At 68.7% G+C, this 21,895-nt stretch carries 19 protein-coding genes; 10 read left to right on the top strand and 9 right to left on the bottom strand.

Translation table 11 applies throughout. The annotated features are described in order from the left end of the window. Positions 1-82: 82 nt before the first annotated feature. From serB to mfd, 3 genes are all read right to left on the bottom strand, one after another. Positions 83-799, bottom strand: a complete 717-nt coding sequence (gene serB, locus BLQ61_RS01880) for a phosphoserine phosphatase SerB (protein ID WP_091565987.1) — start codon at positions 797-799, stop codon at positions 83-85. A gap of 71 nt (positions 800-870) precedes the next feature. After that, positions 871-1,551 (bottom strand): hypothetical protein, encoded by a 681-nt coding sequence (locus BLQ61_RS01885; protein ID WP_091565989.1) that lies wholly within the window; start codon positions 1,549-1,551, stop codon positions 871-873. A gap of 199 nt (positions 1,552-1,750) precedes the next feature. Further along, positions 1,751-5,224 (bottom strand): transcription-repair coupling factor, encoded by a 3,474-nt coding sequence (gene mfd, locus BLQ61_RS01890; protein WP_091565995.1) that lies wholly within the window; start codon positions 5,222-5,224, stop codon positions 1,751-1,753. An 88-nt stretch (positions 5,225-5,312) separates the two neighbouring features. Between mfd and ispD the strand changes: the two genes are divergently transcribed. Together ispD and ispF are read left to right on the top strand one after the other, a co-directional pair. Continuing rightward, a complete protein-coding gene (ispD, locus tag BLQ61_RS01895) occupies positions 5,313-6,167 on the top strand; it encodes a 2-C-methyl-D-erythritol 4-phosphate cytidylyltransferase (RefSeq protein WP_091566000.1) in 855 nt (284 codons plus the stop codon). A gap of 90 nt (positions 6,168-6,257) precedes the next feature. After that, on the top strand, positions 6,258-6,743 hold the full coding sequence (gene ispF / locus BLQ61_RS01900) for a 2-C-methyl-D-erythritol 2,4-cyclodiphosphate synthase (protein WP_091566004.1): 486 nt from the start codon (positions 6,258-6,260) through the stop codon (positions 6,741-6,743). 66 nt (positions 6,744-6,809) lie between these two features. On the opposite strand, the gene BLQ61_RS17285 is transcribed toward ispF, so the two are convergent. The 3 genes from BLQ61_RS17285 to ompR all read right to left on the bottom strand — a co-directional run bounded on the left by BLQ61_RS17285 (position 6,810) and on the right by ompR (position 9,269). Beyond that, the gene (locus BLQ61_RS17285; RefSeq protein ID WP_175488183.1) at positions 6,810-6,950 is read right to left on the bottom strand and encodes a hypothetical protein; all 141 of its coding nucleotides are present in this window, start codon (positions 6,948-6,950) and stop codon (positions 6,810-6,812) included. Positions 6,951-7,053: 103 nt separating this feature from the next. Continuing rightward, complete coding sequence (locus BLQ61_RS01905; protein ID WP_425415593.1) at positions 7,054-8,526, bottom strand: sensor histidine kinase; 1,473 nt, start codon at positions 8,524-8,526, stop codon at positions 7,054-7,056. An 11-nt stretch (positions 8,527-8,537) separates the two neighbouring features. Continuing rightward, positions 8,538-9,269 (bottom strand): osmolarity response regulator transcription factor OmpR, encoded by a 732-nt coding sequence (gene ompR / locus BLQ61_RS01910; protein ID WP_091566015.1) that lies wholly within the window; start codon positions 9,267-9,269, stop codon positions 8,538-8,540. Positions 9,270-9,495: 226 nt separating this feature from the next. Between ompR and BLQ61_RS01915 the strand changes: the two genes are divergently transcribed. Then, the gene (locus BLQ61_RS01915; RefSeq protein WP_425415594.1) at positions 9,496-10,236 is read left to right on the top strand and encodes an SIMPL domain-containing protein; all 741 of its coding nucleotides are present in this window, start codon (positions 9,496-9,498) and stop codon (positions 10,234-10,236) included. A 71-nt stretch (positions 10,237-10,307) separates the two neighbouring features. Here the strand turns inward: BLQ61_RS01915 and BLQ61_RS01920 are convergent, their stop codons facing one another. Then, positions 10,308-11,090 carry a 3-hydroxybutyrate dehydrogenase gene (locus BLQ61_RS01920; protein WP_091566024.1) on the bottom strand — a complete coding sequence of 261 codons (783 nt, stop codon included), beginning with the start codon at positions 11,088-11,090 and terminating at the stop codon, positions 10,308-10,310. Between the two features lie 69 nt (positions 11,091-11,159). Here BLQ61_RS01920 and BLQ61_RS01925 point away from each other — a divergent pair, with 69 nt between their 5' ends. The 6 genes from BLQ61_RS01925 to BLQ61_RS01950 all read left to right on the top strand — a co-directional run bounded on the left by BLQ61_RS01925 (position 11,160) and on the right by BLQ61_RS01950 (position 19,956). Continuing rightward, complete coding sequence (locus BLQ61_RS01925; protein ID WP_091566028.1) at positions 11,160-12,104, top strand: alpha/beta fold hydrolase; 945 nt, start codon at positions 11,160-11,162, stop codon at positions 12,102-12,104. Then, positions 12,101-14,326: a RelA/SpoT family protein gene (locus tag BLQ61_RS01930; protein ID WP_091566033.1), complete on the top strand. Its 2,226-nt coding sequence runs from the start codon at positions 12,101-12,103 to the stop codon at positions 14,324-14,326. Before BLQ61_RS01925 ends, BLQ61_RS01930 begins: the two co-directional genes overlap by 4 nt. A gap of 138 nt (positions 14,327-14,464) precedes the next feature. Continuing rightward, positions 14,465-15,640 (top strand): glutamine-hydrolyzing carbamoyl-phosphate synthase small subunit, encoded by a 1,176-nt coding sequence (gene carA, locus BLQ61_RS01935; protein WP_091566037.1) that lies wholly within the window; start codon positions 14,465-14,467, stop codon positions 15,638-15,640. A gap of 30 nt (positions 15,641-15,670) precedes the next feature. Next, the gene (gene carB / locus BLQ61_RS01940; protein ID WP_091566040.1) at positions 15,671-18,931 is read left to right on the top strand and encodes a carbamoyl-phosphate synthase large subunit; all 3,261 of its coding nucleotides are present in this window, start codon (positions 15,671-15,673) and stop codon (positions 18,929-18,931) included. Between the two features lie 129 nt (positions 18,932-19,060). Next, positions 19,061-19,537: a transcription elongation factor GreA gene (gene greA, locus BLQ61_RS01945; protein ID WP_091566043.1), complete on the top strand. Its 477-nt coding sequence runs from the start codon at positions 19,061-19,063 to the stop codon at positions 19,535-19,537. After that, positions 19,537-19,956: a DUF4149 domain-containing protein gene (locus BLQ61_RS01950; protein WP_175488184.1), complete on the top strand. Its 420-nt coding sequence runs from the start codon at positions 19,537-19,539 to the stop codon at positions 19,954-19,956. The genes greA and BLQ61_RS01950 overlap by 1 nt, the downstream gene beginning before the upstream one ends. Before the next feature lie 30 nt (positions 19,957-19,986). On the opposite strand, the gene BLQ61_RS01955 is transcribed toward BLQ61_RS01950, so the two are convergent. Further along, entirely contained in the window at positions 19,987-20,730 is a 744-nt protein-coding gene (locus BLQ61_RS01955) for a glycosyltransferase (RefSeq protein WP_091566045.1), read from the bottom strand. After that, a complete protein-coding gene (locus BLQ61_RS01960; RefSeq protein ID WP_091566048.1) occupies positions 20,730-21,200 on the bottom strand; it encodes a YhbY family RNA-binding protein in 471 nt (156 codons plus the stop codon). The genes BLQ61_RS01955 and BLQ61_RS01960 overlap by 1 nt, the downstream gene beginning before the upstream one ends. A 21-nt stretch (positions 21,201-21,221) precedes the next feature. On the opposite strand from BLQ61_RS01960, the gene BLQ61_RS01965 reads away from it, so the two are divergent. After that, on the top strand, positions 21,222-21,884 hold the full coding sequence (locus BLQ61_RS01965) for an RlmE family RNA methyltransferase (protein WP_091566051.1): 663 nt from the start codon (positions 21,222-21,224) through the stop codon (positions 21,882-21,884). The last annotated feature ends 11 nt before the right edge of the window (positions 21,885-21,895 follow it).

The following is a 21,895-nucleotide window of genomic DNA, read 5'->3' on the forward strand; positions in this document are numbered from 1 at the left end:
TTTTGAGGGTTTTGGGCCGCGAGCCCATGCATTACAACGGCCTGCAGCTACCAAAACAGTAGCGGCTAGGCGCTGTTGACGCTCAGCGCAGCACTTCCAGCAGCCGGTCCAGCCCGCCGCTGTTGATGGCCACCATCGCCTGGGCACGCACCGCCGGCTTGGCGTGGTAGGCCACCGACAGGCCGGCCGCGCCCATCATCGGCAGGTCGTTGGCGCCGTCGCCCACGGCAATTGCCTGGCGCGGGGCTATGCCCATGAGCGACGCCAGCTCCAGCAGCGTGCGGCGCTTTTCCGCGCCGTCGCAGATGTCGCCCCAGGGCTGGTCGACCATGCGGCCGGTGAGGCGCCCGTCCTGCACTTCCAGCACGTTGGCACGTCCGAACTGGATGCCCAGCTGCTGGCGCACCCGGTCGGAGAAAAACGTGAAACCGCCCGAGACCAGCAGCGTCGCCAGCCCGGCAGCCTTCGCAGTGGCGACCAGCTCGCGTGCGCCGGGGTTGAAGCGCAGGCGCTCGGTGAATACCTGCTCCAGGTGCGCCACCGGCACCCCTTGCAGCAGCGCCACGCGCTGACGCAGGCTCTCCTTGTAGTCGGTGATGACGCCCTGCATGGCCGCCTCGGTGATGGCCGCGACCTCGGCCTTCCTGCCGGCGGCGTCGGCGATCTCGTCCACGCACTCGATGTTGATCAGGGTCGAGTCCATGTCGAAGGCGATCAGCCGGTAGTCGGACAGTTTGAGCGGTGGCTGAATACCCTGCACGACGAGGCCAGGAGCGAATTCGGTGGGGAAGGGGGACATGGAAACAGGCATCGAGAAGGAAAAGACAGCCGGCCCTGCCGGCCGGCACGTGCACGGCCGGGGATTGTCGTTCACGGCCGGGGCCGGGGCAGGTACAGATCGTCCGACCAGGTCGCCAGCCACTGCGGCTTGAAGGCGACGAACACCGCGCTCAGCATGCCGGTGACGAAGGCGTCGCCCCAGGCCATGAGCCAGCGCGCGACCAGCGACAGGCCATCGCCCACGCCGGGCAGTACGTGGCCGGTCCATTGCGCCAGGCTGCCGGCGGCGAACATGCACAGCGCCGTGCCGATGAAGCCGCGCCCGAGCACGTAGACAAAGACACGCGCGCCACCCAGGCGGTGGTCGCCCATGAGCCGGCGCACCAGCGCGCCCAGCAGCAGCGCCAGCGTGGCCGGCGCGATGCCGGACCAGACCGCCAGGCCCAGTGCCTCGGGCCAGCCCAGGGACGGGGAAAACAGGCAGGCCAGCGCGCCGACGGCCAGCAGCGTGGGCACGGCCAGCGGCCAGCCCAGCATCAACAGCACCAGACAGGCGCCGGACCACTGCAGCTGCAACGGCATGTGGTGCAGCGTGGGCAGCGCCCAGGCCCAGGGCAGGATGGCCAGCGTGGCCAGCAGCGGCGTCCACAGCGCGGCCGGGGCGCCGTGCGCCTGGTGCGCCAGCGGGCGCTGGCTGGCCAGCATGCGCCAGGGGCGCGCGGCCAGCGCGAGGAGGAGGGCCAGCACGGCCAGGGTCGCTTCAAGCAGCATGCGGCGCCGCCAGGAAAAGAGTGCGCCGGTGCATGTAGCTATTACTTTTGTAGCTGCATGTCCTTGTGAATAAAGGGCTGGAGAGTGATTTGGACTGAATTTTGAAGAAGGCGATGCAGCGGGGCAGGCTCTCACCCCGGCCCTCTCCCAGAGGGAGAGGGAGGAAGGAGGGGGCGGGGGCGGGCATGGTCGTTTCCCGTCAGGCCGGAACAGCCTCGACCAGCGGCCGGCCCAGGCTGCGCAGCACGTCGCGCACCATCTGCGCGCGCGCTGCCGGGTCGGGCAGTTCGCGCTCGATGCGCAGCTTCTCGTTGCCCGCCAGCTTGATGTGCTTGTTCTTCTGGATCAGGTGGATGATGGCCATTGGGTCCACCGGCGGCTGGGGCTTGAAGGTGATGGTGATGACGCCCGGCGCCGCGTCCACCTTGACCACGCCGTAGGCCTGGCTCAGGACGCGCAGGCGGTGCACGTCGATCAGCGCCTGCGCCTGCGGCGGCAGCTTGCCGAAGCGGTCCACGAGTTCTTCCAGCAGCGCGTCGATCTGCTCGGACGTCTTGGCGGTGGCCAGCTTCTTGTAGAACGACAGGCGCAGGTGCACGTCGCCGCAGTAGTCCTCGGGCAGCAGGGCGGGCGCGTGCAGGTTGATGTCGGTCGCGGCCTGCATGGGCGCCAGCAGGTCGGGTTCCTTGCCGGCCTTCAGAGCCTTCACGGCCTCGGACAGCATGTCGTTGTAGAGCTGGAAACCGACTTCCAGCATGTTGCCGCTCTGGTTCTCGCCCAGCACCTCGCCGGCGCCGCGGATCTCCAGGTCGTGCATGGCCAGATAGAACCCGCTGCCCAGCTCCTCCATCTGCTGGATCGCCTCCAGGCGCTGCGCGGCCTGCTTGGTCAGGCTCTCCAGGTCGGGCACCAGCAGGTAGGCATAGGCTTGGTGGTGGCTGCGCCCGACACGCCCGCGCAGCTGGTGCAGCTGCGCCAGGCCGAATTTGTCGGCGCGCGAAATCACAATGGTGTTGGCGCTCGGCACGTCGATGCCGGTCTCGATGATGGTCGAGCACAGCAGCACGTTGAAGCGCTGCGCCACGAAGTCGCGCATCACGCGCTCCAGCTCGCGCTCGGGCATCTGGCCGTGGGCGATGGCGATGCGCGCCTCGGGCAGGATCTGCTGCAGCGCCTGGCGCCGGTTCTCGATGGTCTCGACCTCGTTGTGCAGGAAGTAGACCTGGCCGCCGCGCTTCAATTCGCGCAGCACCGCCTCGCGGATCACGCCGTTGCTTTCACTGCGCACGAAGGTCTTGATCGACAGGCGCCGCTGCGGCGCGGTGGCGATGACCGACAGGTCGCGCAGGCCCTCCAGCGCCATGCCCATGGTGCGCGGAATCGGCGTGGCGGTGAGGGTCAGCACGTCCACTTCGGCGCGCAGCGCCTTCATCGCCTCCTTGTGGCGCACGCCGAAGCGGTGCTCCTCGTCGATGATGAGCAGGCCCAGGTTCTTGAACTTGGTCGACTCCGACAGCAGCTTGTGCGTGCCGACGACGATGTCCACCGTGCCGTCGGCGATACCTTTCACGGCGGCCGTGATCTCCTTGCCCGAGCGAAAGCGCGAGACCTCGGCGACCTTCACCGGCCACTTGGAAAAGCGATCGACCAGCGTGCGGTAGTGCTGCTCGGCCAGCAGCGTGGTCGGCGCGAGGAACGCCACCTGCTTGCCGCCGGCCACGGCGACGAAACAGGCGCGCAGCGCGACCTCGGTCTTGCCGAAGCCCACGTCGCCGCAGACCAGCCGGTCCATGGGCTGCGGGCTGATCATGTCCTGCACCACGGCATGGATGGCGGCCTTCTGGTCGGCGGTTTCCTCGAAGCCGAAGTCGTTGGCGAACTCTTCGTAGTCCTGCGCCGGGAAGCGGAAGACGTGCCCCTGGCGCGCGGCGCGCCGGGCATAGATGTTCAAGAGCTCGGCGGCCGTGTCGCGCACCTGCTCGGCGGCCTTGCGCCGGGCGCGCTCCCACTGGCTGCCGCCCAGCTTGTGCAGCGGCGCCTCGTCGGCCGACACGCCCGTGTAGCGGCCGATCTGCTGCAGCTGGCTCACCGGCACGTACAGCACCGCCTGGTCGGCGTATTCCAGGTGCAGGAATTCCTGCAACGCCGGCGTGCCGTCGGGCATCTTCTGCCCCACGTCCATGTTCACCAGCCCGCGGTAGCGGCCGATGCCGTGCTGAGTGTGCACCACCGGGTCGCCGACTTTCAGCTCCGACAGGTCCTTGATGAGGGCTTCCAGGTCGCTGGCCTGCTCCTGCTTGCGGCGCCGGCGCGTGGTGCCGGTGGTGGCGAACAGCTCGGTATCGGTGACGAAGTCGATGCCGCCATCGATCCAGGCAAAGCCCTGCGCCAGCGCCCCGGTGGCGATGCCCACCGGCTCCTCGGGCATGTCCTGGAACTCGGCCAGCGTGTCGAACGCCGGTGGGTTCAGGCCCGAGGCGCGCAGGAAGTCCAGCAGGCTCTCGCGCCGGCCGCGGCTTTCGGCCAGCAGCAGCGTGCGCCGGTCGCTGGCGGCGATATAGGCGTGCAGCCGGGCCAGCGGGTCGTCTGCGCCGCGCACCACGGCCATCTCGGGCAGGGGCTGAAAGCCGGCGCTGTCCGGGACGTCCTGCACGCCCGGGCGCAGCGCCAGCTGGGCGTGCGGCTTGGCGCAGACGTAGAACTGCTCGGCGGTCAGGAACAGCGCCTCGGGCGGCAGCGCCGGGTGCTCCGGGTCGCCCTGGATCAGGCGGTAGCGCTCGCGCGTGTCCTGCCAGAAGCGCTGGAAGGCGCCCTCCAGGTCGCCGTGCAGCACCAGCGTGGCGCTGGCGCCCAGATAGTCGAAGACGGTGGCCGTCTCCTGGAAGAACAGCGGCAGGTAGTACTCGATGCCGGCCGTGGCCAGGCCCTGGCCCATGTCCTTGTAGATGCGGCTCTTGGTGGGGTCGCCCTCCAGCAGCTCGCGCCAGCGCTGGCGAAAGCGCGCGCGCGCGTCGTCGTCCATCGGGAACTCGCGCCCGGGCAGCAGGCGCACCTCCTGCACCGGATACAGACTGCGCTGGTTGTCGGGGTCGAACGTGCGGATGGAATCGACCTCGTCGTCGAACAGGTCCACCCGGTACGGCACGGGCGAGCCCATGGGGAACAGGTCGATCAGCCCGCCGCGCACGGCGTATTCGCCGTGGCTGACGACCTGCGAGACGTGCTGGTAGCCGGCGACGGTCAGCTGCGCGCGCAGCCGGGCCTCGTCCAGCTTCTGGCCGGTCTTGAAAAGAAAGGTGTAGGCCGCCAGGAAGGACTGCGGCGCCAGGCGGTACAGCGCCGTGGTGGCCGGCACCAGCACCACGTCCACCTCGCCCTGCGAGATGCGCCACAGCGTGGCCAGGCGCTCGCTGATCAGGTCCTGGTGCGGCGAGAAGCTGTCGTAGGGCAGCGTTTCCCAGTCGGGGAACAGCGCGCAGCGCAAGTCCGGGGCGAAGAAGGCCAGCTCGTCGATCAGGCGCTGCGCGTCGGCGCTGTCGGCGCAGACGATGGCCGTCAGGTGGCCGGCGGCGCGCTCGCGCTGGCCCAGGCGGGCCAGCAGCAGGGCGTCGGCGCTGCCGGGCGGGCGCGGCAGGGTGAAGCGTTTGGTGGGGGAGAGTTTGGGCAGGTCCATGCAGCGGCGCCGCGCGGCGGGCAGGCGGCGCCCCGACCAGTGGAGCGCGCATCGGGGCGGCGAACGGGCGATTCTAGAATGCCGCCCCATGACACACACGTCCGCTTTCGGCGCCCTGGCGGGTCAGCCCATCGCCCGGCCCGGGCCGCCGGGCGTGCGGCTGTGGGGCCTGGTGCCGTGCGCCGGCAGCGGCACACGCGCGCTGGCGCCGGGTGCGGCCGCGGGCCCGAAGCAGTACCGGCCGGTGGCCGGACAGCCACTGGTGCTGCACACCCTAGCGGCGTTCGCCGGCGTGGCGCGGCTGGCGGGCACGCTGGTGGCGGTGGCGCCGAGCGACACCTTCTTCGACCGGCACCCGCACCCGGCATATTTCGCAGTGCCCTGCGGCGGCGCAACGCGCGCGGACAGCGTGCTGGGCGGGCTGCAGGCCCTGGCCGAGCGCGGCGCGCAGCCGGACGACTGGGTGCTGGTGCACGACGCCGCGCGTTGCCTGGTCACCACCGCGCTGATCAATCAGCTGATCGACACCTGCCTGTCCGACAGCGTCGGCGGCCTGCTGGCGCACAAGCTGGCCGACACGCTGAAAACCGCCAGCGATGGCCCCGGCGGCGTGCGCGTGCTGGCCACCGTGGACCGCAGCGACAAGTGGCTGGCGCAAACGCCGCAGATGTTCCGCCTGGGCGCGTTGCGCCAGGCGCTGCAGCAGGTGGGTGCTGCGGCCACCGACGAGGCCAGCGCCATCGAGGCCACCGGACTGCGCCCGCGCTTGGTGGAAGGTGGCGCGCAGAATTTCAAGGTCACGTACCCGGAGGACTTTGCCCTGGCCGAGGCGGTGCTGGCGCAGCGCCTGCACGGCGCCACGGTGGCGCGCTTTGGCGGCGCGGCCGGCGAGGCGGCGCGGGGCGCGGATACGGCGGTGTTCTTCTCCCGCCCGGGGTCTTGAGCGGACTGTCCGGGCAGGAATTCAAGCAAAAAACCGCTCTGGCCCATACGGATCAAGGGCCTGCAGCTATTAAATTTGAAAAGGACAGGCATGGATTTCAGGATGGGCGAAGGCTGGGACATCCACGCGCTGGTGCCGGGGCGCGCCCTGGTCATCGGCGGTGTCACGATCCCGCACCACGCGGGGCTGCTGGGCCATTCGGATGCCGACGTGCTGGCGCACGCCGTCACCGACGCGCTGCTGGGCGGTGCCGGGCTGGGCGACATCGGCCGGCACTTTCCCGATACCGATGCGCGCTTTCGCGGTGCCGATTCGCTGGCGCTGCTGGCCGAGGCCGGTTCGCGCGTGGCGGCGGCCGGCTGGCGCATCGGCAATATCGACAGCACCGTGGTGGCGCAGGTGCCGCGCCTGGCGCCGCACATCACCGCCATGCAGGAGCGACTGGCGCAGGCGCTGGGCCTGGAGCGGACCCAAGTCAATGTCAAGGCCAAGACCGCCGAGCGCCTGGGGCCGGTGGGGCAGGGCGCGGCGATCGAGGCGCGCGCGGTGGCGCTGCTGGTGCGCGGCGCCGGCTAGGCCCTGTGGCGCTCGTTCACTGCCAAAAAGATAGCTGAAAGCCCATGTGTCGTATGGGCTTGAGGGCTATTTGCCCTGAATCTGCTCGGGGGTGAGCGGCCTGCCGGGCGCCGGCACCGTGGGCGGCGCCAGCCGCACGTCCTCATACAGCGCCGACAGCGGCACGCGCAGGCCCACGCTGGCCGAATCAAAGGCGGGCATGGTCATGGCGGCTCTCCACGGTGTTGCCGTGCCAGTGTAGGGACCTCGCCGCAGCCAGCGCATGCCATCCCGCAACATGCCGGGGTGGCACGCACCGGCCGCGGGCCGGTTACGCCTGGCGCTGCGCGCGCGGCGGCAGGTGGCGCTTGACCTGCGGGCGCTGCAGGCGCTGCTTGGGGTCCTCGCCATCGGCCACATCGGCGCGCTGCAGCTGCACGTGCGCCACCAGACCGCCGCTGGACGAGTTGGCCAGCGCGAAGATGCCGCCCATGCGCTGCACCGTCTTGTCGACGATGGACAGGCCCAGGCCGGCACCGGCGGCGGCGGTGCGCGCCGCGTCGCCCCGGAAGAACGGCTTGGTCAGGCTGGCCAGCTGCTCGGGCGGGGCACCGGGGCCGTGGTCGCGCAGTTTGAGCAGCACCCATTTCTCGCGCGCCTTGGCGCTGATGTCCATGGTGGTGATGCCGGTCTCGCGGTCCTTGCCGTAGCGGCGCGCGTTCTCCATCAAGTTGGAGATGACGCGCGCCAGCTCGACCTCGTCGGCCAGCACGTTCAGGTCCTCCGGCACCTGCATGCTGACCTGCAGCTCGCGGTGGTCCTGCACCGCGTAGACGCAGGACGACACCACGGCATGCAGGTTCACCGGCGACAGCGTGACCACGTCCGGGCGCGCGTAGTCCAGGAACTTGTCGATGGTCGCATCCAGCTGCACGATGTCGGCCACCATGTGCTGGCGCGCGACATCGTCCTCGACACTCATCTCGGTCTCCAGGCGCAGACGCGCCAGCGGCGTGCGCAGGTCGTGCGAGATGCCGGCGAGCATCACCGCACGGTCCTGCTCCAGCTTGGCGAGCTTTTGCGCCATGCGGTTGAAGCCGATGTTGACCTCGCGGATCTCGTTGGTGACCACGCCCTCGTCGAGCTGGCTGGCGCCGAAGTCGCCGTCGCGCACCCGGTTGGCGGCGTACGACAGCTGCTTGAGCGGCCGGTTGATCAGCCGCGCGATGGCGGCGGCGCCGGCCAGCGACAGCGCGCCGGCGGTGACCAGCCAGATCAGCCAGGTCTTGCCGCTGGCTGTGGCTAGGCGCGAGCGGTCCATCAGCAGCCAGTTGGCGTCGCCGTTGATGGTGAAGCCGATCCACAGCCCCGGCTCGCCGTTGACCTGGCTGGCGACGATGGTGCCGGGCCCCAGGCGCTGCGTCAGCTCGTCGGTCAGGCGCGCGCCCAGGGCCGACGGCGCCAGCAGCTCGAAGCGGTCGGCCGGCTCGCGCGGCAGGATGCGCACGCCCTCCTGGTCGGCCATGGTTTTCAGCAGCGACACGCGCGCGATGGCATCGGCGTGGATCAGCGCCGCGCGGCTCAGGTTGACCAGCGAGGCGATCTGCTGCGCCGACTGCAGCGTGCGTGGCTCGAACTCGAGCGCGCGCAGCGTCTGCAGCCAAGCCAGGATGCTGCCCACCAGCAGCAGCGACAGCAGGAAGAAGGTGCGCCAGAACAGGTTCAGCCCGACGCGGTTGCGCTGGGGCTGGCGCTGCGGCGCTGCCTCCAGCGGCGCCGGGCTGGTGGCGTCAGAGGTAGGCACGGGGCGCGGCGTCAGTTGGCCCCGTCCGGAACGAAGACATAGCCCACGCCCCAGACGGTCTGGATGTAGCGCGGCTGCGCCGCGTCGATCTCCACCAGCTTGCGCAGGCGCGAGACCTGCACGTCCAGGCTGCGGTCGAAGGGCTCGAACTCGCGCCCGCGTGCCAGCAGGGCCAATTTTTCGCGCGACAACGGCTGGCGCGGGTGGCGCACCAGGGCTTTCAGCATGGCGAATTCGCCGGTGGTCAGCGGCAGCTCCTCGCCGTTCTTCTGCAGCGCGCGCGTGCCCAGGTCGAAGGTGAAGGGGCCGAAGGTGACGACCTCGTTCTCGCCCGAGGGTGCGCCGGGCGCCTCCACCGGCGGGCGGCGGCGCAGCACGGCGTGGATGCGCGCCAGCAGCTCGCGCGGGTTGAAGGGCTTGCCCAGATAGTCGTCGGCGCCGACCTCCAGGCCGACGATACGGTCCACGTCCTCGCCTTTGGCGGTGAGCATGATGATGGGCGTGCGGTCATTGGCGGCGCGCAGGCGGCGGCAGATCGACAGGCCATCCTCGCCGGGCATCATCAGGTCCAGCACGATCAGGTCCACCGTCTCGCGCAGCAGGATGCGGTTGAGCGCCTTGCCGTCTTCGGCCACCATGACCTCGAAGCCTTCCTGGGTGAGGTAGCGGCGCAGCAGGTCGCGGATGCGTGCGTCGTCGTCCACCACCAGGATCTTGTCGGTGCGGTTGGTTGTCGAAGCCATATCGATTTTTCCTCGGGTCCAATTTGTAACAGCGGCGATTCTGACCAGCTTTGCCGGCGGATTCGCAGGATTGCGCTGACACCCTGACCAACTGTTACAGGTTTTGCGGCACCTCGCACCGCAGCAGCCTGCCAGTTACGCAAGCCCTGCCATGGAAGCGGTTAGCGTCGCTGTCAGCGGGCAGCCTGTGCTGCCGTGCACTGTGTAATCGAACCCAAGGAGCACCATGCCCATGCTTTCGCGCTTCGCTTTCCTTTCATCGCGCCGCCTGCTGGTCGGCGCCGCGCTGGCCGCGGCCAGTGGCCTGGCGGTGGCGCAAGCCATCAGCGTCGAGCCGCCGCGCGACGTGCTGCAGCTGTCGGCCAGCGGCAGCGTCGAGGTGCAGCAGGACCTGCTGGTGCTGACGCTGGCCACGACGCGCGAGGGCAGCGACGCCGCCAGTGTGCAAAAGGAGCTGCGCCAGGCGCTGGACGCAGCGCTGCAGCAGGCGCGCGCCGATGCGGCGCCCGAGCAGATGGAGGTGCGCACCGGCGACTTCGGCCTGCACCCGCGCTACGACAAGGAAGGCGCCATCACCGGCTGGCAGGGCCGTGCCGAGCTGGTGCTGTCCGGGCGCGACTTCGGCCGCATCACCGGCACGGCAGGGCGCATCCGCACGCTGGCGATCAGCCGCGTGGCGTTCGACCTGTCGCGCCAGGCGCGGCAGCGCGTCGAGGGCCAGGCCGAGGCCGAGGCGATCGCCGCCTTCAAGGCCCGCGCCGAGGCGCTGGCGCGCGGCTTCGGCTTCTCCGGCTACAGCCTGCGCGAGGTCAGCGTGAACAGCAACGAAAGCTCACCCGGCCCGCGCCCGCGGGTCATGGCCATGCAGGCCAAGGGGGCGGCGTACGAGATGGACGCGCCGGTGCCGGTGGAGGCCGGCAAGTCCCAGGTCATGGTGACCATCTCTGGCTCGGTGCAGCTGCGCTGACGCGGTTTTTCAAACCAAAAAGGCTGGAAGCCCACGTATTTCAACGGCTTCCAGCTATCGAATGAATAGCGTTACTGGGCCGCCCAGCCGCCATCCATGTTCCATGCCACGCCGCGCACGTTGTTGCCGGCGGGCGAACAGAAGAACACCGCCAGCTCGCCCAGTTCCTCGGGCGTGGTGAACTGCATGGACGGTTCCTTCTCGCCCAGCAGCAGGCGTTTGGCGCCCTCGTTGTCCAGGCCGTGCTCGGCGGCCTTGGCGTCGACCTGCTTTTGCACCAGCGGCGTCAGTACCCAACCGGGGCAGATGGCGTTGCAGGTCACGCCGGTGGTGGCGGTCTCCAGCGCCGTCACCTTGGTCAGGCCGACGATGCCGTGCTTGGCCGCGACGTAGGCGGATTTCTGCGCCGAGGCCACCAGGCCGTGCACCGAGGCCACGTTGATGATGCGCCCCCAGCCGGCGGCCAGCATGCCCGGCAGCGCCAGGCGCGTGGTGTGGAAGGCGCTGGTCAGGTTGATGGCGATGATGGCGTCCCACTTTTCCACCGGAAAGTCCTGCACGCTGGCCACGTGCTGGATGCCGGCGTTGTTCACCAGGATGTCCACGCGGCCGAATTGCTCGGCGGCGTAGCGCAGCAGGTCCTCGATCTCGGCCGGGCGGCCCATGTCGGCGCCGTGGTAGGCAACGCGCACGCCATGCTGCTCGCCTGCGGCCAGCACCTCGGCGCGCGGGCCATCCGCGTCGCCGAAGCCGTTGAGCACGATGTGGGCGCCCTGGCGGGCCAGAGCCTTGGCGATGCCGAGGCCGATGCCGCTGGTGGAGCCGGTGACGAGGGCGGTCTTGCCGTGAAGCATGTGAGTCTCTCCGAATGAATTACGATGCAGCGCAGGCATTATCGAATGCGTGCTGGCCCCATCGTTCCCATGATTGAACCTACGCTGAACTACGTAACCTGCCCCGGTCCGGCTGCTGCGGCAGCGCCGGGGGCCACGGTGCCCGAGGGCCATCGCATGGCCTGGTGGGAATGGAGCGCGCCGCAATGCCGCGACGCTTCGCACGTGGTGGTCTGCGTGCATGGCCTGTCGCGCCAGGGGCGCGATTTCGATGTGCTGGCTCGGGCCTTGGCGCCGCAGGTGCGCGTGGTCTGCCCGGACGTCGTCGGGCGCGGCCACAGTGACTGGCTGGCCGACCCGGCCGGCTACCAGGTGCCGGTGTATGCGGCGGACATGCTGGCGCTGCTGGATGCGCTGCATGCCCGCGTGCCGATCCGCACGCTGGACTGGGTCGGCACCAGCATGGGCGGGCTGATCGGCATTGCCCTGGCCGGGCAGCCGGGCCTGCCGCTGCCAGCGCCGGTGCGGCGCATGGTGCTCAACGACGTGGGCCCGGCCCTGGAATGGCAGGCGCTGGAGCGCATCGGCCAGTACCTGGGCGTACCGGCGCATTTCGCCACCGCCGAGGCGGCCGCCGATGCGCTGTGGGCCATTTCCAGCAGCTTCGGTCCGCACACGCGCGAGCAGTGGGTGGCGCTGTCGCGGCCCATGCTGCGGCCCGCGCCGCAGGGCGGCTTCATACTGCACTACGACCCGGCCATCGCCGTGCCCTTCAACCAGCTGCGACAGCAGGATGCGGCGGCCGGCGAGGAGCTGCTGTGGCAGCTGTACGACCGCATCCAGGCCCGGGTGCTGCTGCTGCGCGGCGCGCAGTCCGACCTGCTGGCGCCGGCCACCGCGCGGGCGATGGCCGGGCGCGGCCCTCACGCGCAATGCGTGCAGTTCGAGGGTGTGGGCCATGCGCCGACGCTGGTGGACGATGCGCAGGTGCAGGTGGTGCGGCGTTTCCTGTTGGAGGAAGGCAGCGCGCCATGAAGATCGGCACCGACGAGCTCCAGCCGGCCGCGGGCGCGCGGGCGCTGCCGCAGCTTATCGCCGCCACCGCGCAGGTCCAGCCGGAGCATGTCGGCTCCCTGGCCCGCGCGTTGGCTTTCGCCGAGCCGCTGCTGGCCGCCGAGACGCTGGAGACCGGCGAGAACACTCTGACGCATGCCCACGGCGTGCGCGCCATCCTGCGCGACCTGGGCGGGTCGGAAACCATGCAGGCGGCAGCTTACCTGGTCTACACCTGCATCCACCTGAATCGCCCGCAAGAGGTCATCGCCAAGGCCTTCGGCGACAATCTGGCCGAGCTGGCGCTCGAGACCACCAAGCTGATGCGCGTGCAGCAGCAGGCGCGCGACACGCGCGCCAGCAGCCAGCAGGTGGATGACGCCGCCACGCAGACCGAGAACGTGCGCAAGATGCTGCTGGCGTTCTCGCGCGACCTGCGCGTGGTGATGCTGCGCCTGGCCTCGCGCCTGCAGACGCTGCGCTTCTATGCCGCCAGCAAACGGCCGGTGTCGCCGGCGATGGCGCGCGAGGCCTTGCAGGTGTTCGCGCCGCTGGCCAATCGGCTGGGTATTTGGCAGATGAAGTGGGAGCTGGAGGATCTGGCGTTCCGCTTCCTGGAGCCGGACACCTACAAGCAGATCGCCCGGCTGCTGGACGAAAAGCGCACCGAGCGCGAGCACAACATGCAGCTGCTGCGCGAGCGGCTGGGGGCCGAACTGCGCGCGCGCAGCATCAGCGCCACGGTGTCCGGGCGCCCCAAGCACATCTACAGCATCGTCAAGAAGATGCGTGGCAAGTCGCTGAACTTCGACCAAGTGTTCGACATCCGCGCGCTGCGCGTCATCGTGCCCAGCGTCAAGGACTGCTACGCCGCCCTGAGCTGGGTGCACAGCCAGTTCACCCCGATCGAGGCCGAGTTCGACGACTACATCGCCCGGCCCAAGGCCAATGGCTACCAGTCGCTGCATACGGTGGTGCGCGACGACTCCGGCAAGGCCATCGAGATCCAGATCCGCACCCAGGCCATGCACGAGCACGCCGAGAACGGCGTCGCGGCACACTGGGCCTATAAGGAGGCCGGCACCAAGGGCTACGCCGGCGTCAGCGCCAGCAGCGAGTACGACGCGAAGATCGCCGTGCTGCGCCAGCTGCTGGCCTGGGAGCGCGATCTGTCGGGTGAGGCCGGCAAGGGGTTGTTCGAAGACCGCATCTACGTGCTGACGCCGGATGCCGCCGTGGTCGAGCTGCCCCAGGGCGCCACGCCGCTGGACTTCGCCTACGCCGTGCACACCAACCTGGGCCATCGCTGCCGCGGTGCGCGGGTCGACGGCGCCATGGTTCCGCTGAACACGCCCCTGCACAACGGCCAGACGGTGGAGATCAGCACCGTCAAGGAGGGCCGGCCCTCGCGCGACTGGCTCAACCCCGAGCTGGGCTACCTGACCAGCAACCGCGCCCGCGCCAAAGTACGCGCCTGGTTCAACGCCCAGGCCACGCATGCCACCGTGGCACGCGGGCGCGAGCTGGTGGAAAAGCTGTTGCAGCGCGAGGGCAAGACCGCCTTCAAGCTCGACGACTTGGCGGTGCAGCTGGGTTTCAAGACGGCCGATGCATTGTTCGAGGTGGTCGGCAAGGACGAGTTCTCGCTGCGCAGCATCGAGCAGCTGCTGCGCCCGCCTGCCGACCCCCCGGCCGAGGCGCCCGAGCTGCTGCTGAAGAAGCCCTCGGCCAGCCCGGGCTCGGGCAAGGGCGGGGTGCTGGTGGTGGGCATCGATTCACTCATGACGCAGCTGGCCAAGTGCTGCCGGCCAGCGCCGCCCGATGCTATCTCGGGCTTCGTCACGCGCGGCAAGGGTGTCAGCGTGCACCGCAGCGACTGCCGCAACTTCCGCGAGATGGCGGCGCGCAACGCCGAACGCGTGATCGAGGTGCAGTGGGGCAGCGGCGCGCCTGTAGGCGCCGCGCGGGCGGCCGTATATCCGGTTGACGTGGCGGTGGAAGCCACCGACCGCCAGGGCCTGTTGCGCGACATCTCCGACGTGTTCGCGCGCGAGAAGACCAACGTCATCGGCGTGCAGACGCAGTCGGTGCGCGGCACGGCCTGGATGACGTTCACCGTGGAGGTCTCCGATGCCGGCCGACTGAGCAAGGTGTTGGCCATTGTGGCCGGCGTTCCGGGCGTGCGCTCGGCGCGCAGGCGTTAAAGCCGCGCGCTACAATAAACGGCTTTCCCGCCCAACAGTCGCCCGGCCGCACGAAAAGCAATCCCATCCAAAGCATCCGCCTGCAGGACGTACCGTCCCGCAGGCTGCCGGGCGACCCGCAATTTTTCGGAGAACCCCGTGCTCTTGTCACTCAAGGGAGCCTTCCCGCCCGCCATCCTGGCTCTGGCGGACGGCACAGTCTTCATCGGCCAATCCTTCGGTGCTGCCGGCACCACCGTCGGCGAGGTGGTGTTCAACACCTCGATGACCGGCTACCAGGAAATCCTGACCGACCCCAGCTACTGCCAGCAGATCGTCACGCTGACGTATCCGCACATCGGCAACTACGGCATCAACCCTGAGGACATCGAGTCCGACAAGGTGCAGGCCGCCGGCCTGATCATCCGTGACCTGCCTCTGGTGGCGAGCAACTTCCGCTGCACCGAAACCTTGTCCGGCTACCTGGGGCGCAACGGCACCGTGGCCATTGCCGACATCGACACGCGCCGCCTGACGCGCCTGCTGCGTGACAAGGGCGCGCAAAACGGCGCCATCGTCGGCTTGGCTGCCGGCGAGGCCGTGACCGATGAGCGCATTGCCCAGGCCGTCGCCGCCGCCCAGGCCGCGCCCAACATGCAGGGCATGGATCTGGCGAAGGTCGTCAGCACCTCCAAGCCCTACGCATGGACGCAGACCGAATGGCAGCTGGGCCGCGGCTACGGCACGCAAGGCGAGGCACCGTTCCACGTCGTGGCCTATGACTTCGGCGTCAAGTACAGCATCCTGCGCATGCTGGCCGAGCGCGGCTGCAAGCTGACCGTGGTGCCGGCGCAGACGCCTGCCGCCGAGGTGCTGGCGATGAACCCGGACGGCGTGTTCCTGTCCAACGGCCCCGGCGACCCGGCGGCGTGCGACTACGCCATTGCCGCCGTGCGCGAGATCGTGGACAGCGGCGTGCCCACATTCGGCATTTGCCTGGGCCACCAGATCATGGCGCTGGCCGCCGGCGCCACGACATTCAAGATGACCAACAGCCACCACGGCGGCAACCACCCGGTCAAGGACCTGGACAGCGGCTCGGTGGCCATCACCAGCCAGAACCACGGCTTCGCGGTGGACATGCAGACCCTGCCGAAGAATCTGCGCGCCACGCACGTCAGCCTCTTTGACGGCACGCTGCAGGGCTTCACGCACTGCGACAAGCCGGCGTTCTGCTTCCAGGGCCACCCTGAAGCTTCGTCGGGCCCGCAGGACGTGGCGCATCTGTTCGACCGCTTCACCGACCTGATGCAATCCGCCAAGGCCGCCGCCTGAACGCCTGCCGTCCGACCGAACCCTGACACCATGCCAAAACGCACAGACCTCAAGAGCATCCTCATCATCGGCGCCGGCCCCATCGTCATCGGCCAGGCGTGCGAATTCGACTACTCCGGCGTGCAGGCCTGCAAGGCGCTGCGCGAGGAGGGCTTTCGCGTCATCCTGATCAACAGCAACCCGGCGACGATCATGACCGACCCGGCCACGGCCGACGCCATCTACATTGAGCCTATCACCTGGCAGACGGTCGAGAAGATCATCGCCAAGGAGCGCCCCGACGCCATTCTGCCGACCATGGGCGGCCAGACCGCGCTGAACTGCGCGCTGGACTTGTGGAAGCACGGCGTGCTGAACAAGTACCGCGTCGAGCTGATCGGCGCTAAGCCCGAGGCCATCGACAAGGCCGAAGATCGCCTGAAGTTCAAGGACGCGATGACGCGCATCGGCCTGGAATCGGCGCGCTCGGGCATCGCACACACCATGGATGAGGCCTGGGCAGTGCAAAAGCGCGTCGGCTTTCCGACCGTCATCCGCCCCAGCTTCACGCTGGGCGGCACGGGCGGTGGCATCGCCTACAACCCGGAAGAGTTCGAGACCATCGCCAAGCGCGGCCTGGAGGCCTCGCCCACCAGCGAGCTGCTGATCGAGGAGTCGCTGCTGGGCTGGAAGGAGTTCGAGATGGAGGTCATCCGCGACAAGGCGGACAACTGCATCATCGTGTGCTCCATCGAGAACCTGGACCCGATGGGCGTGCACACCGGCGACTCGATCACCGTGGCGCCGGCGCAGACGCTCACCGACAAGGAATACCAGATCATGCGCAACGCGAGTCTCGCGGTGCTGCGCGAGATCGGCGTGGACACTGGTGGCTCGAACGTGCAGTTTGCGGTCAACCCCAAAGACGGGCGCATGATCGTCATCGAGATGAACCCGCGCGTGTCGCGCTCATCGGCGCTCGCGTCCAAGGCCACCGGGTTCCCGATCGCAAAAATTGCCGCCAAGCTGGCCATCGGCTACACCCTGGACGAGCTGAAGAACGAGATCACCGGCGGCGCCACGCCGGCCAGTTTCGAACCCACCATCGACTACGTGGTCACCAAGATCCCGCGCTTCGCCTTCGAGAAGTTCCCTGCCGCCGACTCGCGCATGACCACGCAGATGAAGAGCGTGGGTGAGGTCATGGCCATGGGCCGCACCTTCCAGGAATCGTTCCAGAAGGCGCTGCGCGGCCTGGAAGTGGGCGTGGACGGCATGAACGAGAAGACCCAGGATCGCGAGCTGCTGGAAAAGGAGCTGGGCGAGCCCGGCCCCGAGCGCATCTGGTACGTGGGCGACGCTTTCGCCATGGGCCTGTCGGTGGATGAGGTGCACGATCTCACGAAGATCGACAAGTGGTTCCTGGTGCAGATCGAGCAGATCGTGAAGATCGAGCTGGAGCTGGACCAGCTGGCGGCCGACCAGGGCGACAGGGCTCTCGCCAGCCTGGACAAGGCCACGCTGCGCGAGCTCAAGCGCAAGGGCTTCTCCGACCGCCGCCTGGCCAAGCTGCTCAAGACCACCGAAAAGGCCGTACGCGATGCGCGCCATGCCGCGGGCGTGCGCCCGGTTTACAAGCGCGTGGACACCTGCGCGGCCGAGTTCCCGACCAACACCGCCTACATGTACTCCACTTATGAGGAAGAGTGCGAGGCGCAGCCCACGAACAAGAAAAAGATCATGGTGCTGGGCGGCGGGCCGAACCGCATCGGCCAGGGTATCGAGTTTGACTACTGCTGCGTGCACGCGGCTTTGGCCATGCGCGAGGACGGCTACGAGACCATCATGGTCAACTGCAATCCGGAGACCGTCTCGACCGACTACGACACCTCCGACCGCTTGTACTTCGAGCCGCTCACCCTGGAAGACGTGCTGGAGATCGTCGCGCTGGAAAAGCCCGAGGGCGTGATCGTGCAGTACGGCGGCCAGACGCCGCTCAAACTCGCGCTGGGCCTGGAGCGTGAAGGCGTGCCGATCATCGGCACCTCGCCCGACATGATCGACGCCGCCGAGGACCGCGAGCGCTTCCAGAAGCTGCTGCACGACCTGGACCTGCGCCAGCCGCCCAACGCCACCGCACGCACCGAGGCCGAGGCGCTGGAGAAGGCCGCGGCCCTGGGCTACCCGCTGGTGGTGCGCCCCAGCTACGTGCTGGGCGGCCGCGCCATGGAGATCGTGCACGAGCAGCGCGATCTGGAGCGCTACATGCGCGAGGCCGTCAAGGTCTCCAACGACTCGCCCGTGCTGCTCGACCGCTTCCTGTCGGACGCCATCGAGTGCGACGTGGACTGCGTGCGCGACGCTTCGGGCCAGGTCTTCATCGGCGGCGTGATGGAGCACATCGAGCAGGCCGGCGTGCACTCGGGCGACTCGGCGTGCTCGCTGCCGCCGTACTACCTGTCGCCCGAGACCGTGGCCGAGCTCAAGCGCCAGACCGCGGCCATGGCCGAGGGCCTGAACGTGGTCGGCCTGATGAACGTGCAGTTCGCGATTCAGGAAGTGGGCGAGGGCCAGGACAAGCGCGACGTGATCTACGTGCTGGAGGTGAACCCGCGCGCCAGCCGCACCGTGCCTTTCGTCTCCAAGGCCACCGGCATCCAGCTGGCCAAGGTGGCGGCGCGCTGCATGGCTGGCCAGACGCTGGCGCAGCAGGGCGTGACCCGGGAAGTGACGCCGCCGTACTTCAGCGTCAAGGAAGCCGTGTTCCCGTTCGTCAAGTTCCCGGGCGTGGACACCATCCTCGGCCCCGAGATGAAGTCGACCGGCGAGGTCATGGGCGTGGGCAAGACCTTCGGCGAGGCGTTCGTGAAAAGCCAGCTCGGCGCCGGCACCAAACTGCCGACCTCGGGCAAGGTGTTCCTCACCGTGAAGAACGCCGACAAGCCGCGTGCTGTGGCGATTGCGCGCGACCTGACCGCCATGGGCTTCGAACTGCTGGCCACGCGCGGCACGGCCGCCGCCATCAGCGACGCTGGCATCCCAGTGCAGGTGGTCAACAAGGTCACCGAAGGGCGCCCGCACATCGTGGACATGATCAAGACCGGCGACATCGCCATGGTCATCAACACGGTGGAAGAGCGCCGCAACGCCATTGCTGATTCACGCGCCATCCGCACCAGCTCGCTGGCCGCGCGCGTCACCACCTTCACCACCATCTTCGGCGCGGAAGCAGCCGTCGAGGGCATGAAGTTCATGGACCAGCTGGGCGTGATCTCGATCCAGGAAATGCATGCGCAGCTGGCTGGCGCCTGAGGGGTAGCGGTACAAAGGCGGCATAATCGCCTTTGATTTTTCGATGACGAACCGCCGCGCGGCAACGTGCGGCGGTTTGCTTTTTGTCGCACCACCGAACTCATTTTTGCCTTCCACGGAGACCGACCCATGGCCACCATTCCCATCACCAAGCGCGGTGCCGAGCAGCTGAAGAACGAGCTGCACCGCCTCAAGACCGTCGAGCGCCCGGCGGTGATCAACGCCATCGCCGAGGCCCGCGCCCAGGGCGACCTGAGCGAGAACGCCGAGTACGAGGCCGCCAAGGACCGCCAGGGCTTCATCGAAGGCCGCATCGCCGAGGTCGAGGGCAAGCTGGCTGCGGCGCAGATCATCGACCCGGCGGCGCTGGACGCTGGCGGGCGCGTGGTCTTCGGCGCCACGGTGGAGCTGGAGGACGAGGAGACGGGCGACGCCGTGAAATACCAGATCGTCGGCGAGGACGAGGCCGACCTGAAGCTGGGCCTGATCAACGTCGGTAGCCCGATCGCGCGTGCGCTGATCGGCAAGGAGGAGGGCGACACCGCCGAGGTGCAGGCCCCCGGCGGCGTGCGCCGCTACGAGATCGTCGCGGTCAGCTACCAGTGATGCCGGAGCGCCTGCGCACGCTGCTGCCACTGCTGGCCGCAGCCCTGTGGTGGGGCGGCCTGACGGCGATTGGCTTCATGGCGGTGCCGCTGCTGTTTGTCCACCTGCCCAACCCCGCCATGGCCGGCGGCATGGCCGCGAAGCTGTTCCAGGCGCAGATGTGGCTGTCGGTGGGCTGCGCGCTGGTGCTGCTGCTGCTTTTCATGCCAAAACCCGGCGAGGTCCATATGGAACAAGGGCCTACAGCTATGGTATTCATAGTGGGCGGAATGCTGCTGGCGCTGTTGATCCAGTTCGGCGTGGCGCCGCGCATCGTGGCGCGGCAGGATCTGCGGCTGTGGCACGGCGTGGGCACCGTGATGTATGCGCTGCAGTGGCTGTGCGCGCTAGGCGCATTGTTGAAGGCGCAGCGGCGCTGATGTTGACGCCGCCGCAGCGCGGTGGGCGGGCTATTCGTGCCAGTGCTCGGCGACCCACGCCGCCGGCTGGATATGCCGCCAGCGCCGGTTGCGACGCCCGGCCAGGGCGTCCGGCGGGTTGCATTCCCCGTGGAAGACGACGATGCGTGCGCCGGGCGGCACGACTGGCGCCTTCCAGTAGTTGGTCGGCCAGCGCGGGATGCTGTGGTACTTGAAACTCGGGCACCAGCCCTCGGGCCAGTACGTCAGCTGGCCCTGCCGGTGCAGGAAGTCCGAGAGGTAGGCCTGCTCGTTGCGGAAGCGGCCGCGGATCTCCTGGAAATGCCCGCGGAAGTACTCCAGAACGTCGGCATGCGCGCCCAGTTCGAACCGGTACACGGACGAGTTGCCCGTGATGCGCCACGGCCGCTTGTAGTCGTGGATGATCAGGAACTCGCCCGGTTGGGTGAAGAAGTCCTCCAGCGGCCCCACCACCACCACGTCCACGTCCAGGAACAGCGCCGTGCCGCGCAGGCCATGCAGGTCGGCGCTGAAGGTGGCCAGCTTGTTCCAGCCGCGCTCGGGAATGCCGGCAGGCAGGTCCAGCGGCGGAATCGGCAGGCAGCGCACCTCGGTGCGGATGCCGCTGGCATCGTCGGTCAGGCAGACGAACTGGAAATCGCCGCGCAGATGCCGGCGCACCATGGCGTACAGGCGGTTGACGTACTCGGGGCCGTACTTGCGGCCCCACTTCATGCACAGGATGTGGCGCTCGTGCGGCGCGGCGGGCGGCATCAGTCGCCCTGGCGCTTCTTCACCGACTTCTGCTTGGGCTTGGCGCGCTTGATCTGGCCACCGGCCGTCAGGCGCTGGTTGCCCAGCACGCGCAGCTGCTTGACCTCGGGACGCTGGCCGGGGCGGCCGAACTTCAGCACTTTCACGTCGCGCGGGCCGGGCTTGCGGTCCTCGTCGACGGCGCGAACCTTGTCCGGCTGCGGGCGCCACAGCACCAGCAACTTGCCAATGTGCTGCACGGCGGCGGCATTCAGCTCTTCGGCCAGCTGCTGGAACATGGCCTCGCGCGCCGCGCGGTCGTCCCCGAAGACGCGGATCTTGATCAGGCCGTGCGCGTTCAGCGCGGCGTCGATTTCCTTGCGCACTGCCGGCGTCAACCCATCGGAGCCGACGAGCACGACAGGGTCCAGGTGGTGCGCGTCGGCACGGCGTTCGCGCCGTTCGGCGGTGGTGAGTTCGATTTGGGGCATACCCGTATTATTCTTCAACGCATGAAAGTCCAGACCAAGAGCAAGAAGGTGAACAAGGCGTGGCTGAACGACCACGTTAACGACCCGTGGGTGAAGCTGGCCCACAAGGAAGGCTTTCGCGCGCGCGCTGCCTACAAGCTCAAGGAGATCGACGAGCAGCTGGGCCTGGTGCGGCCCGGGCAGGTGGTGGTTGATCTGGGCAGCGCGCCCGGCGCTTGGAGCCAGTACCTGCGCCGGCGCCTGGCGCCTGGTGGCGCGGCGACCGGACAGCTGGACGGCACCATCATCTCGCTGGACCTGTTGCCCATGGAGCCCATCGAGGGCGTCACGTTCATCCAGGGCGATTTTCGCGACGAGGCCGTGCTGCAGCAGCTACAGGAGGCAGTGCAGGGCCGTCCGGTGGATCTGGTGGTCTCGGACATGGCGCCCAACCTCTCGGGAGTGGAATCGGTCGATGCCGTGCGCATCGCGCACCTGATCGAGCTGGCGGTGGATTTCTCGCGCGAGCACCTCAAGCCGGGCGGTGCGCTGGTAGTAAAGGTCTTTCACGGCAGCGGCTACAGCCAGCTGGTGCAGCTGTTCAAGGACACCTTCCAGGTCGTCAAACCCATCAAACCCAAGGCCTCGCGCGACCGCTCCTCGGAGACCTTCCTGGTCGGCATGCGCCTGAAGCCGCAGCGCTGATGCCTGGGCAA

Source organism: Oryzisolibacter propanilivorax, assembly GCF_900103645.1.
Taxonomy (GTDB): Bacteria; Pseudomonadota; Gammaproteobacteria; order Burkholderiales; family Burkholderiaceae_C; genus Melaminivora; species Melaminivora propanilivorax.